16 protein-coding genes are annotated in these 11,420 nt (G+C 70.3%); 7 read left to right on the forward strand and 9 right to left on the reverse strand.

Annotated features, from left to right (window positions below; translation table 11 throughout):
• A partial coding sequence (locus JGS39_RS32275) for a pyridoxine/pyridoxamine 5'-phosphate oxidase (RefSeq protein WP_219573293.1) occupies positions 1-576 on the forward strand: 576 nt, incomplete at its 5' end.
• A 27-nt stretch (positions 577-603) separates the two neighbouring features.
• On the opposite strand, the gene JGS39_RS32280 is transcribed toward JGS39_RS32275, so the two are convergent.
• Both JGS39_RS32280 and JGS39_RS32285 read right to left on the reverse strand, forming a co-directional pair.
• Positions 604-783 (reverse strand): ferredoxin, encoded by a 180-nt coding sequence (locus JGS39_RS32280; RefSeq protein WP_219573294.1) that lies wholly within the window; start codon positions 781-783, stop codon positions 604-606.
• A 29-nt stretch (positions 784-812) separates the two neighbouring features.
• A complete protein-coding gene (locus tag JGS39_RS32285; RefSeq protein ID WP_219573295.1) occupies positions 813-2,057 on the reverse strand; it encodes a cytochrome P450 in 1,245 nt (414 codons plus the stop codon).
• Positions 2,058-2,238: 181 nt separating this feature from the next.
• Between JGS39_RS32285 and htpX the strand changes: the two genes are divergently transcribed.
• A complete protein-coding gene (gene htpX, locus JGS39_RS32290) occupies positions 2,239-3,150 on the forward strand; it encodes a zinc metalloprotease HtpX (RefSeq protein WP_219573296.1) in 912 nt (303 codons plus the stop codon).
• A 9-nt stretch (positions 3,151-3,159) separates the two neighbouring features.
• On the forward strand, positions 3,160-3,747 hold the full coding sequence (gene pspAB / locus JGS39_RS32295) for a PspA-associated protein PspAB (RefSeq protein ID WP_219573297.1): 588 nt from the start codon (positions 3,160-3,162) through the stop codon (positions 3,745-3,747).
• A 52-nt stretch (positions 3,748-3,799) separates the two neighbouring features.
• Here the strand turns inward: pspAB and JGS39_RS32300 are convergent, their stop codons facing one another.
• A complete protein-coding gene (locus JGS39_RS32300) occupies positions 3,800-4,762 on the reverse strand; it encodes a zinc-binding dehydrogenase (RefSeq protein ID WP_219573298.1) in 963 nt (320 codons plus the stop codon).
• 104 nt (positions 4,763-4,866) lie between these two features.
• Between JGS39_RS32300 and JGS39_RS32305 the strand changes: the two genes are divergently transcribed.
• Complete coding sequence (locus JGS39_RS32305; RefSeq protein WP_219573299.1) at positions 4,867-5,499, forward strand: TetR/AcrR family transcriptional regulator; 633 nt, start codon at positions 4,867-4,869, stop codon at positions 5,497-5,499.
• 43 nt (positions 5,500-5,542) lie between these two features.
• Here JGS39_RS32305 and JGS39_RS32310 read toward each other — a convergent pair whose 3' ends face one another.
• Genes JGS39_RS32310 through JGS39_RS32320 form a run of 3 tightly spaced genes read right to left on the reverse strand, consistent with a single transcriptional unit; the run spans position 5,543 to position 7,193 of the window.
• Positions 5,543-6,085 (reverse strand): GNAT family N-acetyltransferase, encoded by a 543-nt coding sequence (locus JGS39_RS32310; protein WP_219573300.1) that lies wholly within the window; start codon positions 6,083-6,085, stop codon positions 5,543-5,545.
• Positions 6,086-6,132: 47 nt separating this feature from the next.
• Positions 6,133-6,381, reverse strand: a complete 249-nt coding sequence (locus tag JGS39_RS32315) for a DUF397 domain-containing protein (protein WP_219573301.1) — start codon at positions 6,379-6,381, stop codon at positions 6,133-6,135.
• Positions 6,378-7,193: a helix-turn-helix domain-containing protein gene (locus JGS39_RS32320; RefSeq protein WP_308120837.1), complete on the reverse strand. Its 816-nt coding sequence runs from the start codon at positions 7,191-7,193 to the stop codon at positions 6,378-6,380. Before JGS39_RS32320 ends, JGS39_RS32315 begins: the two co-directional genes overlap by 4 nt.
• A gap of 84 nt (positions 7,194-7,277) precedes the next feature.
• On the opposite strand from JGS39_RS32320, the gene JGS39_RS32325 reads away from it, so the two are divergent.
• Together JGS39_RS32325 and JGS39_RS32330 are read left to right on the forward strand one after the other, a co-directional pair.
• The gene (locus JGS39_RS32325; RefSeq protein WP_219573302.1) at positions 7,278-7,697 is read left to right on the forward strand and encodes a hypothetical protein; all 420 of its coding nucleotides are present in this window, start codon (positions 7,278-7,280) and stop codon (positions 7,695-7,697) included.
• Between the two features lie 57 nt (positions 7,698-7,754).
• Positions 7,755-8,936, forward strand: coding sequence for a HEAT repeat domain-containing protein (locus JGS39_RS32330; protein ID WP_219573303.1), 1,182 nt, complete (start codon positions 7,755-7,757; stop codon positions 8,934-8,936).
• Here JGS39_RS32330 and JGS39_RS32335 read toward each other — a convergent pair.
• Both JGS39_RS32335 and JGS39_RS32340 read right to left on the reverse strand, forming a co-directional pair.
• A complete protein-coding gene (locus tag JGS39_RS32335; RefSeq protein WP_219573304.1) occupies positions 8,900-9,358 on the reverse strand; it encodes a DUF4267 domain-containing protein in 459 nt (152 codons plus the stop codon). The two genes, JGS39_RS32330 and JGS39_RS32335, sit on opposite strands and share 37 nt — an antisense overlap.
• 57 nt (positions 9,359-9,415) lie before the next feature.
• Positions 9,416-9,862 carry an anthrone oxygenase family protein gene (locus tag JGS39_RS32340; protein WP_219573305.1) on the reverse strand — a complete coding sequence of 149 codons (447 nt, stop codon included), beginning with the start codon at positions 9,860-9,862 and terminating at the stop codon, positions 9,416-9,418.
• 90 nt (positions 9,863-9,952) lie between these two features.
• On the opposite strand from JGS39_RS32340, the gene JGS39_RS32345 reads away from it, so the two are divergent.
• Entirely contained in the window at positions 9,953-10,531 is a 579-nt protein-coding gene (locus JGS39_RS32345) for a TetR/AcrR family transcriptional regulator (protein ID WP_219573306.1), read from the forward strand.
• A 75-nt stretch (positions 10,532-10,606) separates the two neighbouring features.
• Here JGS39_RS32345 and JGS39_RS32350 read toward each other — a convergent pair.
• Positions 10,607-11,420 (reverse strand): zinc ribbon domain-containing protein (locus JGS39_RS32350; protein ID WP_236065859.1); only part of this gene is annotated, 814 nt, incomplete at its 5' end.

Here is an 11,420-nt window from a genome sequence, read left to right on the forward strand (position 1 = left end):
CCCCCCGCCCCGCTCCCCCTCTTCCACACCTGGTTCGCCGAGGCGGTCGCCGCCGGACAGGCCGAGCCGCACACCATGACGCTGGCCACGGCCGACGCGGAGGGCCTGCCCGACGTACGCACGCTGATGCTGCACGACGCCGACGCGCGCGGCTGGCACTTCGCCACGCACGCCACCAGCGCGAAGGGCCGCGAGCTCGCCGCCCGTCCGTACGCCGCGCTCGGCTTCTACTGGCCCGCGCAGGGCAGGCAGGTACGCGTCCGGGGGCCGGTCACCGTCTGCTCCCCCGCCGAGAGCAGCGCCGACCTGCACGCCCGCTCGAGCGGGGCGCTCGCGTCGGCGCTGGTGGGGCGGCAGAGCGAGGTGCTGGGCTCGACGGGTGAACTCGACCGGGCCTCGGACGCCGCGTGGCAGCGGGCACAGGAGGAGCCGGACGCGGAGGTGGCGAGCTGGACGCGGTACGTGGTCGAGCCGCGCGAGGTCGAGTTCTTCCAGGGCGACGCACGGCGGCGGCACGTACGGCTGCGCTACCGCCAGGACGGTACGGGCTGGGAGCGGGAGCTGCTCTGGCCCTGACCGGCCGCGCCGCCCCGGCGGACCGCGTCAGCTGATCGAGATGGCCTGTACGGGGCAGGCGCGGGCCGCCTCACCGACCATGGGCCCGGGCTCGGCCTCCGCCAGGAGCTCGCTGAGCCCGTCGTCGTCCTGCGTGAACACCTTCGGCGCGGCGAGCGCGCACTGCCCGGCGCCGATGCACACGTCCCTGTCGATATCGATCCGCATGTCCGTCCGTCCTTCCGCCCGGGTCCCGGTCACCAGGTCACGGGCAGTTCGATGAGCCCTTGAACCGTGTCCCCCGGTTTGAACGGGACCTCCTCGGCCGGCACCGCCAGCCGCAGACCGGGCAGCCGGGCGAAGAGCGCGGGCAGGGCGATCTCCAGCTCGGCCCGCGCGAGGTTCTGGCCCAGGCACTGGTGGATGCCGAACCCGAAGGCGACGTGGTTCCGCGCCCCGCGGCCGAGGTCCAGCTCGTCCGGCGACGGATAGGCGGCCTCGTCGCGGTTGATCACCGCCGTGGACAGCAGGACACCGTCCCCGGCCCGCAGGGTCACCCCGCCCACCTCGATGTCCTCGACGGCCACCCGTGAGAGCCCGTCGGCGATGGACAGGAAGCGGAGCAGTTCCTCGACGGCTGCCGGAACCCCGTCACCTCCGTCACGCATCCGGGCCAGCTGGTCCGGGTGCTGGAGCAGGGTGAGGGTGCCGAGCGAGATCATGTTCGCGGTCGTCTCGTGACCGGCCACGAGCAGGATCTGGGCCAGCCGCACCAGCTCCTCCAGGTCCACGGCCCCGGTCTCCAGCTGCTTGGCGATGAGCTCGTCGAGCAGCCCCTCGCCCGGATCCCGCCGCTTCCGCTCGATCAACACGCGGAAGTACGCGCTCAGAGCGTCCCGCGCCGCCTCGACATCGGAGCCCGCGGGGCCACGCAGCAGCTTGCGGGACTGCGCCTCGAAGAACTCGTGGTCCGTGTACGGCACGCCGAGCAGCGCGCAGATGACCATGGAGGGCACGGGCAGCGCGAAGGCTTCGACCAGCTCGGCCGGTGGTCCCTGCGCGACCATCGCGTCGAGCAGCCGGTCGACTACCTCCTGGATGCCCGGCCGCAGCGCCGCCGCCCGCCTGACCGTGAAGCTCGGGATCAGCATCCGGCGCTGCACGTTGTGCTCCGGATCGTCGAGCCCGAGCAGTTCGACGCGCCGCTGGGTGGTGGCCGCCAGCCGCCGGGCGAAGAACGGGAACGCGGGATTCTCCCGGTCGGAGGACAGCCTCGGGTCCACCAGCAGGGCGCGCGCCTCGGCGTGCCCGGTCACCAGCCACACCGTACGGCCGTCGAAGAGCCGCACCCGGGACACGGACCGCTGTCCGCGGCTCGTGCTCGGATAGCCGGTCGGCGGGTGGTACGGACAGGTGCGGTCCTGCGGGAAGGAGACGGTCGCGGTCTCGGTCGCGGTCTCGGTCTTCTCGGTCGCGGTCGTCTCGGTCTCGGTTTCTGTCACGGTCTCTGTCACGGCGGACCTCGCAAGGAGAGGGGGGTGTCGTACCGATCACCCACCACTAGATGCCTCAGGCACCTAAACAGCTAGGTCCTGTTCGGCCAAATGCCGCGACCGGAGCGGACGCATCCACTTTCGGCCACCGAGGAGCACCATGGAGGCAGGTGAGGACTGGAGGTCACCCATGACCAAGACCCGTAGCCGGTACGCCCCCGACCGCGGTCTGACCACACGCATGGTCACCACCATGTTCCTGATCGGCCTGCTGTACGTGGTCCTGGTCGGCGTCCTGCTGGCCGTGATGCGCGGCGCCTGGCCGATCATCCTGATCATCACCGGGGGCATGTTCGTCGCCCAGTTCTGGTTCAGCGACCGCATCGCGGCCTTCAGCATGGGCGCCCGCGAGGTCACCCCCGAGCAGGCTCCGGAGCTGCACGGCGCGATCGACCGGATCTGCGCGCTCGCCGACATGTCCAAGCCCCGGGTCGCCATCGCCGAGAGCGACGTACCGAACGCCTTCGCCACCGGCCGCAGCGAGAAGAGCGCCCTCGTCTGCGCCACGACGGGACTGCTGCGAAGACTGGAACCGGAGGAGCTGGAGGGCGTACTCGCGCACGAGATGTCGCACGTCGCGCACCGAGACGTCGCCGTCATGACGATCGCCTCGTTCCTCGGCGTCCTCGCAGGCATGATCACCCGCGTCGCGCTCTGGGGCGGCTTCTCCCGCAGCAGCCGCAGCAACGACCCCATGGGCATCGCGATCATGCTGATCCCTCTGGTCAGCGCGGTGGTCTACGCCCTGAGCTTCCTGCTGACCCGGCTGCTGTCGCGCTACCGCGAACTCTCCGCGGACCGCACGGCCGCGCTGCTCACCGGCAGACCCTCCGCCCTCGCCTCCGCCCTCACCAAGGTCAGCGGCCAGATGGCCCGCATCCCGACGGAGGACCTGCGGAAGGCGGAGCCGTACAACGCCTTCTACTTCGTCCCCGCCTTCTCCTCCAAGGAGAGCCTGAGCCGGCTGCTCTCCTCGCACCCGACGCTGGAGCAGCGCCTGGACCAGCTGGCCCGCATCTCCGCCGACCTGTCCCGCCCGTAAGGAGCCCCCGTGGGTCTGCTCGACACCATCCTGGGCCGCAGCAAGCCGGTCCGCCCCGACCTCGACCAGCTCTTCGCCGTCCCGTCCGCCGCGCTGACCCTCCAGGCGGCCACGGGCTTCGTCCCGACCGGCTTCGGCTCGGTGTGCTTCGCCGGCGTGGAGGGCGCCGGCTTCGCCCGTATCCAGCAGGACGTACGCGAGCTCCTCGACGCGGACACCGGGCGCGGCGGCATCCCGGTGGAGTTCAGCCGTGACTCGTACGGCTACACCTGGCTGCTGGCCCGGCAGCCGCCCGATGACCTCGCCGCGCTGGTCAACGACCTGCACGCGGTCAACACCCTGCTCCAGGACGGCGGCTTCGGCCCGCAGCTGCTCTGCTCACTGATCGCGTTCCGGGACCCGGAGGGCGGCCGGTCGCTGGCGCTGGTCTACCTCTACAAGCGGGGAACGTTCTACCCGTTCGCCCCGGTGCCGGGCGGCGGCGAGAAACGGGACAACCAGCTGGAGTTGCAGGTCCGGGCCGCCCTGGGGGACGACCTGCGGGTGGAGAAGGACCTGGGGCGGTGGTTTCCGGTGTGGGGGGCGCCGGGGTTGTGAGGGTCGGCGTTGTGAGGGCCGGGGCCGTGAGGGCCGGTGCCCCGACCTTCGCCTACGGGGTCAGCACGATCCTCCCGAAGACCTCGCCCGCGTACATCTTCTGGTGTGCCAGGACGGCCGTGTCCAGTGGCAGCACCTCGTGCACCACGGTGGCGATCTCGCCGCGGCTCGCTGCGGCGAACTGTTCGCTCCGCACGGCACACCGGTCGGCTCCGGTGACGGTGGCCGCACTGAAAGCGGCGAAGGACATCGACTTCTGGAACGCCGCCATGATCTTCGTGCCGAAGTCCGCCGGCGGCTGGCCCGCGACAGCGCCCACGGCCACCATGCGCCCGTTCGGGTTGAGCCGGTCGAAGAACGACGGCATGTCCTGGCCGGCCACCACGTCGATGATGACGTCATAGCCTGCGGGAGCTTGTTCCCCTCCTTCGCCGGAGCGGTCCAGCACGTGGGTCGCGCCGAGACGTCGCAGCCGCTCACCACGCTCGGCCGAGGAGGTGGTGACCGCCACCGCGGCGGCGCCACCGCGAGCGGCGAGCTGCACCGCCATGATCCCGATGCTGCCGGCCGCGCCACGGACCAGGACCGTCTCCCCGGGAGCGAAGTGGGCGTGGCGGAGCCCGAAGTGGGCCACCACGCCGGAACTGCCGAGTGTCACCGCGTCGACCGCGGACAGGTTCGCGGGCAGGGGAACGATCTCCTCGACCGGCGCGAGGGCCTGTTCGACGTAGCCTCCGCCGGTTCCCGTGAAGCCCCACACCCGCCGGCCGATCCACGAGGCGTCGACGCCGTCACCGACCGCGGTCACGGTACCCGCCACCTCGCCGCCCGGGATGTGGCCCTCCTTGAAGCCGTAGGCGGCCAGGGCCCCGCTTCGGATCACGGCGTCGACCCCGCCGACGCCCATGGCCTCGGTGGCGATCACCACCTGTCCGGCAGCGGGTACGGGAGCCGGAAGGTCGACCACAGCCAGGCCTTCAGGACCTCCGAACGTCTTGATCACGATGGCCTTCACTGTCGTCTCCCCTGGTCCCGGTGCTGTGCGCCCCGATGGTCTCGGTGCGCTGCCAGGTCCTGGACGCTAACGGACGCCCCCGTCCGTTTAGGTAAAGTGAGAGCATGACCGACGGTTTGCCTCACACCCTGCGTTCCGACGCGCTGGACAACCGCGAGCGCATCCTCGACGCGGCCCGGGCACTGTTCTCCGCCGACGGCCTGGACGTGCCGATGCGGGAGATCGCGCGGCGCGCGGGCGTCGGTCCGGCCACCCTGTACCGTCACTTCCCGACCAAGCAGGTGCTGGCCACCGAAGCCTTCGCGGACCAGTTGCGCGCATGTCGCACCATCGTCGACGACGGGTGCGCCGATCCCGATCCGTGGCGTGGCCTCTGCCTGGTGATCGAGAAGATCTGTGAACTGCACGCCCGGGACCGGGGTTTCAGCGAAGCCTTCATGGCGGCCTTCCCGGGGGCGCCGGAGGTCGGGGGCCGTGAGTACACGGTGAAAGCGGTCGCCGGACTGGCCCAGCGGGCCAAGGACGCAGGGCGCCTGCGGTCGGACTTCGTCCTGGACGACCTGATTCTCGTCCTCATGGCCAACAAGGGGATCCACACCAGATCGGCCGACACCCAGGTCATGGCCTCCCGACGCTTCGCAGCGCTGGCGATCCAGGCGTTCGAAGCCTCACCTCAGCACACACCGCTACCACCGGCGGCACGACTGACAGCCGCTGCGCCGGACAACAGCGTCTGACGGCGAGTGGGCCGTGCCCTACAACGAGGGCCCCGGGCCACCCTCAGCCCTTCGGAGTCGGTTTCCAGTCCTGGGCCAGCAGCCCGAGCAGCACCTCGTCGAGGAACTCGCCCATCACCCAGGCCGCCGAGCGCAGCACACCCTCGCGGACGAAGCCGTTGCGCTCGGCGGAGGCCAGCATCGCGGCGTTGTCCGGCAGCGTCTCTATCTGCAGCCGGTGCAGGCCGCGTACGACGAATCCGTACTGGCACAGGACCGCCACCGCGTCGGTGCCGTAGCCCTTGCCACGAGCGGACGGCCGCAGCCCGAGACCGATGTGCGCGGACCGGTTGTGGTTGTCGATGCCCCACAGCGTCGCGGTGCCGACCAGGGTGCCCTCGCCCAACTCCACTACGGAGAACGGGACGCACGCCTGATCCTCGTCGTCACCCACGAGCCGCGGATCCTTCGAGTCGGGCGCCATCGGCCGCCACGGCCCGCCCTCGGCCCGCGAGGCGTTGACCACGTCGTTGTAGAGCTCGGCCCGCAGGATCGGGATGTCGTCCTCGTGCCGGGCCCTGAGCCCGACCTTGTCGCCGCTTAGCATGCAAGCTTCCTAACCGACCGGGTCGGCGGGCGGCAAGCGGATAATCCCTAGGCGTTTACGGCGTGGCCCAGGAACGCGGTCCAGGCGGCGGGGGCGACGGCGAAGGTGGGGCCGTCGGTGACCTTGGAGTCGCGGACGTGGACGGCGTGGGGGCAGGTGGAGACCTCTACGCAGAAGCTGTCCTCGTTGAGGCTGTAGCTGGACTTGTGCCAGTCGTAGGCGACTTCGAGGCAGGCTTCACCCTCGTTGCCGCTGTAGCTGGACTTGAACCAGGTCAGTCCGGATCCGTGGCTCACAGTTGTCCCACCTTCGTCTCGATGATCTCCGCGGACTTCCAGGGATTGAGCGCCTGGGCCCGCAGGATGCCGAAAAGGTCGAGCTGATCGCTCACTTGCTCCGGCTTCGAGATCAACCTACCGCCGCCCTGAGCCTCCACATACATCAGATTGCGGCCTTCAGCCGTGGACATCAACTGCATGGGTCCCATCATCCCCGCGTGCGTGTGCTGAGCCGACGGCATCACCTGCACCGTCAGGTGGTTGTACCGCTCCATGCAGTCGAGTACGTGGCGCAGTTGCTCCTTCAGTACCTCGGGTCCGCCCAGCGTCCGGTCCAGGACCGATTCCTCAATCACGTATCCGATGCGCGGCGGCGGCGTGCGCGAAAGCACCGTTTGCCGTTCCAGCCTCGCTCCGACGTGCCGGGCGATCTCGTCCTCCGTATACGCCGGTACACGCGACCTGTACAGCGCGTGCACGTATGCCTCCGCCTGGAGCAAGCCCGGGATCAGCATCGTCTCGTACGCACTGATGACCCGCGCGTTCCGCTCCAGCTTCGCCCAGTCCAGGAACTTCGGCGGGTACTTCTCCTCGTCCACCAACTCGCAGCACGCCTTCAGCGCCCCGGCCGCCCGGAACACCCGGTCCGTGTCGATCAGCAGGTCGCGCGACGGAATGCGCTCCGCCCGCTCGACCGCGCCCATCAGCGACTCCGAGATCAGCAGCTGCTCCGCCGCCTCCTTCTGCGTGAGCCCGGCCCGCACCCGGTGGATGCGGATGAGCTCCCCCACCAGCCGCCGCCCGCGCGTGGTCTCGCTACTCGTCCCCACAGCCGCCACCACCCTCCCCACATCGACCCGATGTGGATCGTGTCCTCCTGGTCACGCTACGCAGTCACCGGAATGCTCGTGGCCATGACGCAGAAGAAGCACCCCGAATGGGTACCCGCCTCGGGGCTCCAACTCCACCTGACCGGAATCCACTTCGACGCGATCCGGTTGCGCGGCGTACGAGGTGAGGCGGTGCTGCACCACCTGGCCACCCTCACGGACGGCGATCCGGGGCCCGTCGTGCGGGAGGTCGCGGGCGGGCGGTGGACGTACTTCCTGCTCGAACCCGGCGCGAGCCAGGACTTCGACTGGCCGCCCGGCGCGAAGTGCTTCGGGCCCGCTGCCCGTGACCAGTACGTGGGGGTCCCGGCCGCGCACGGCAACACGTACCCGCTCAGCTGGCGGTGCGGGCCGCCCGAGATCGGGGACTTCGTGGACGCGGAGCTGCTGCACGGCGTGGTGACGGCTCAACTCGTGCCCGAGGACATCCGGTTCCTCTCCTGATCGTCTCTGCCGACTACGCTGCCCACCGGGGACGACCGAGGGGGCGGGAGGAAGGCAATGACGGAGGCCGATCCGGAGACGACGGACGCCCTGTGCCTCGCCGTCGCCGCGTTCGACGGACGCAGGGCGGATGCCCTGCTGGACGCCGGTGCCGATCCGCTCCGGCCGCTGCCCGACGGGAGCACACCGCTGCTGCGGGCCGTGGCCTCCGGCAACGCCGGCGTGACCGTCGCCCTGCTCAGGCACGCTGAGGGCCGGCTCACGAAGGAGGAGCGGACAGCTCTCCTCTTCTGCGCTCGGCACTGGTACGAGACCAGCGCCGAAGCCGGGCTTCGCCTCGCAACCGGTGCGTCGGGCCCGGTCGAAAGCCGCCGGTTCGTCGACGATTTCGACGGCAACGTGTACCACGTGATCACGCTCGGCGGGATGCGTGTGTGCGACGGCCATTCCGCCGTCCTCACCCGTCTGGAAGCGGAGTTCGGGTTCCATCGGTCGTTCGACGACCTGTTCGCCCGGGCACTCGCCCGCGCCGACGGGGAACACGCCGACCGGTGGGAAGCAACCCTCGCGCTCGCCAAGCGGTCCGACGTGGAGGCCTGGGAAGCGACCCTGGCGCTGCGCTCCGACGCTGATCCATTGCGTCGGCGGTTCGCTGCGGACCTCGTGTGGTGTTTCCTCATCGTCGAGCATTCCGCTCCCTCGGGGGAATGGCCTTGGGAGCGGCTGGCCGTGGACGTTCTCCTGCCTTGGGCCGCCGAGGAGACGGACCCGGCGGTGCTCGTTTCCGTACTGAGGGGGCTCGACTCCGTGGACGTCGACGACCCGAAGATCGAAGAGGTGGGGCTGACCCTCCGCACGCACCCGGACCCGAGGGTGCGCGTCCAGGTGCCGCGGATGCTGCGCAGAACGCGGCACACCTACACCCACCCCGAGGCGTTGGACGTGCTCGCCACGCTGGCTCGCGACCCGGACGCGCGCGTCCGTGGCAACGTGTGCGAGGTCCTCTACGAGTTCGAGGGCCGCAGCCCCGCAGTCGCCGACATCCTGGCCGGATTCCTGGACGAGGACGACCAGTTGGTCCGCATCAAGGCCGTCAGCGGCCTCGCCGACGCCGATGACCCGCGCTGCGTGGAGGGCGCCCGCCTGATCGGCCCGGTCGACCGGGCTGATCAGGACACATGGCTGCTGGATGCGGCAGAGCGCTACGCGCAGCGTCGAACTGCTGCCGCAGGATCCTGAGGCGCGGGCCGTCCGTCAGCTGCCGGGGCGGCCGCGACGCTGCGGGTCTCGCGCATGATCAGCAGGCCGTTGACCACCATCAGCGTCGCGGTGAGGCAGTGGACGCCGAGCGCGGTGGCCACGGAGCCGTGGTGGGCCAGCACGTTGGCCATGTCGCCGTACGCGGCGAGGGCCTCGACCAGCAGCACCCAGCCCAGCGCCCGGCGGTGACCCGTCACCAGCAGGATGGCCAGGACCAGGGCCATGACGACGTCGCGAACTCCCTTGACGACCAGGAAGCCGCCCCCGTCACCGGACGGCCAGCTCGGCAGGCCGAAGCCGGGCGCCGTGGTCTCCGGGCTCAGGATGAACTCCGTCCCGAACCAGAGGATGAAGAGGATGAAGGCGGCGGCCAGAACGGTGTTGATCTTCCTCAGTGACATTGCTCTTCTCCCTGCGATTCTTCGTCGGCTCGGTGGGCTTCGTGGGCATCGGCGGTATCAGGCGAGGGCGACGACCAGCAGGGTGAACGCGGCGACGATGACGGCGACTCGGAGGTAGTGGTACCGGTTCCAGCGGTGCAGCTGCTCCTTCCAGTCGGCGGGCCGGTTCTCCGGGGTCCAGGTCTTGTTCAGGTTATTGATCGGGACGAGCAGCAGGATTGACATGACCACGCTGACGATCAGCAGTCCGGCGGCGGTGACGACCAGCCCGGCGCCGTCGTGGTGCCATCCGGCGACGGCCCAGATCACGCTGAGGACGACCGAGCCTATGTACCAGAACGGCATCAGGGCGCCGAGCATCCGGCCGCCGTGGGCGTGGCCGAGCTGGCGGCTGTCCTCCGGGAGCGCGTCCAGGATCCGGCTCATGATGAAGGCGACGGAGAACTCCACCCCCACCATCAGGCCGACGACGACGGTGGTGACGACCTCGAGTGTGCTGAGCATGACGATCCCTCCGAGAACTAGCATTGCTAGGTGATGAGGCAACGCTAGCGCTAAGAACGCTCGATTGTCTAGCGGTGCTAGAATCGAGTCATGTCGGTAAAGGAACGCAAGGAGCGCGAACGGGCGGAGCGCGAGCGCCTCATCGTGGTGACAGCCCGCGAACTCGCCGAGCAGCAGGGCTGGGACGCAGTCACCACCCGCCGGCTCGCCGAGCGCATCGAATACAGCCAGCCCGTCCTCTACAGCCACTTCCGCGGCAAGCGCGAGATCATCGGCGCCGTCGCCCTGGAAGGTGCCACCGAGATGGCCGCGGCGGTACGTGCCGCGACTTCCGGAGTGGACGGCCCGCGCGAGCGGGTCGCCGCCCTCGCCCGCGCCTACCTCGACTTCGCCGAGCACAACCCGGCGGTCTACGACGCCTTGTTCCAGCTCGACGGCGGCCTGGCATACGCGCGGGAGGACACCCCCGAGCCGTTGAAGGACGCCTTCGCCGCCCTGCTCGAGTGCCTCGGCGAGGCCGCCGGCGACGGCGTCCACCCGGGACTGTTCACCGAGGTGTTCTGGGCGGCGCTGCACGGCCTGGCGACCCTGACCCGAGCGGGCCGCCTGCTGCCCGAGGACGCCGGGCCGAGGGTGGAGCTGTTGGTGGACCGGCTCGCCATCGTCTGACACAGCGCGCCGCAGGCACGTAGCGGGGCCCGAGGGCCCCGCTACGTGCCTGCGGCGCGGGTCAGGTCAGTACACCTAGGTGCGCTTGAAGTACTCGATCTCCCCGAGGGCGATCGGCCGCCCGCTCTCCTGACCTGCCGCTTCCCGCACTATGAACTCGATGGAGACGACGTCGCTGATGCCCGTCCGTACCGTCTGTTCACCCGGCTTGTCGGTGAGTGTCCAGGCCTTCTCGTGGATCTTGCCGTCCTTCGTCCTGATACGGAGATCCGCCTGTGTCGGCCTGGCGCCCTGGCGGAACGCCTCGGCCTTCGTCGACACCCCGGTGTGGACCGTGACGCCGACCAGCCGGAACGGCTTGTCGAACTCGGCCGTCAGCGAGGCGCCCGCCTTCGGGGCGCCCCAGTAGGTGTTCGTCACCCCGTCCACGGCCAGCTTCGCCGAGTGGCCGGGGGCGGCCGCGCTCGCCGAGACGTCGCTGGGGCTGATCTCCCCTGTGCCGCCGAGCTTGTCCCGTACGTCCTCGACGACGTAACGCCCGGCCGGTACGAGCAGGAAGCCCGCGACCAGGAGGCCCGCGATGACCAGAGCAATCAGGCTGCCTCGCAGCAGCCGCCCCGAGCCCGCTCGCACCTTGCGGTCGAAGGGCCACCTGGTGCGCCACCAGGGCAGCGGTTCCTCCCGCTCGCCCGGGTTCAGCGGCGTCGCGCAGCGGCGGCAGAACTTCCGCCCCGGGCGGTTGGATGCCCCGCACGACGGGCACGGCGTGCCGTCCGGCTCCTCGTTGGCCACGACCGGTCGGACGACGGGGCGCTGGGCGATCGGTACGCCGGGCTGCACGGCCATCACCGGCTCGTCCGCCACGGGCTCGACCGGCCGTCCCGGCCGT

The sequence above is a fragment of the Streptomyces poriferorum genome (genome assembly GCF_019399235.1).
GTDB classification, from domain to species: domain Bacteria; phylum Actinomycetota; class Actinomycetes; order Streptomycetales; family Streptomycetaceae; genus Streptomyces; species Streptomyces poriferorum.

What these genes read in the sequence shown, in the direction of transcription:
- JGS39_RS32280 (WP_219573294.1), bottom strand. Translation starts at nt 783, where the DNA reads ATGCGGATCGATATCGACAGGGACGTGTGCATCGGCGCCGGGCAGTGC.
- htpX (WP_219573296.1), top strand. Translation starts at nt 2,239, where the DNA reads ATGACCAAGACCCGTAGCCGGTACGCCCCCGACCGCGGTCTGACCACA.
- JGS39_RS32305 (WP_219573299.1), top strand. Translation starts at nt 4,867, where the DNA reads ATGACCGACGGTTTGCCTCACACCCTGCGTTCCGACGCGCTGGACAAC.
- JGS39_RS32310 (WP_219573300.1), bottom strand. Translation starts at nt 6,085, where the DNA reads ATGCTAAGCGGCGACAAGGTCGGGCTCAGGGCCCGGCACGAGGACGAC.
- JGS39_RS32325 (WP_219573302.1), top strand. Translation starts at nt 7,278, where the DNA reads ATGACGCAGAAGAAGCACCCCGAATGGGTACCCGCCTCGGGGCTCCAA.
- JGS39_RS32330 (WP_219573303.1), top strand. Translation starts at nt 7,755, where the DNA reads ATGACGGAGGCCGATCCGGAGACGACGGACGCCCTGTGCCTCGCCGTC.
- JGS39_RS32335 (WP_219573304.1), bottom strand. Translation starts at nt 9,358, where the DNA reads ATGTCACTGAGGAAGATCAACACCGTTCTGGCCGCCGCCTTCATCCTC.
- JGS39_RS32340 (WP_219573305.1), bottom strand. Translation starts at nt 9,862, where the DNA reads ATGCTCAGCACACTCGAGGTCGTCACCACCGTCGTCGTCGGCCTGATG.
- JGS39_RS32345 (WP_219573306.1), top strand. Translation starts at nt 9,953, where the DNA reads ATGTCGGTAAAGGAACGCAAGGAGCGCGAACGGGCGGAGCGCGAGCGC.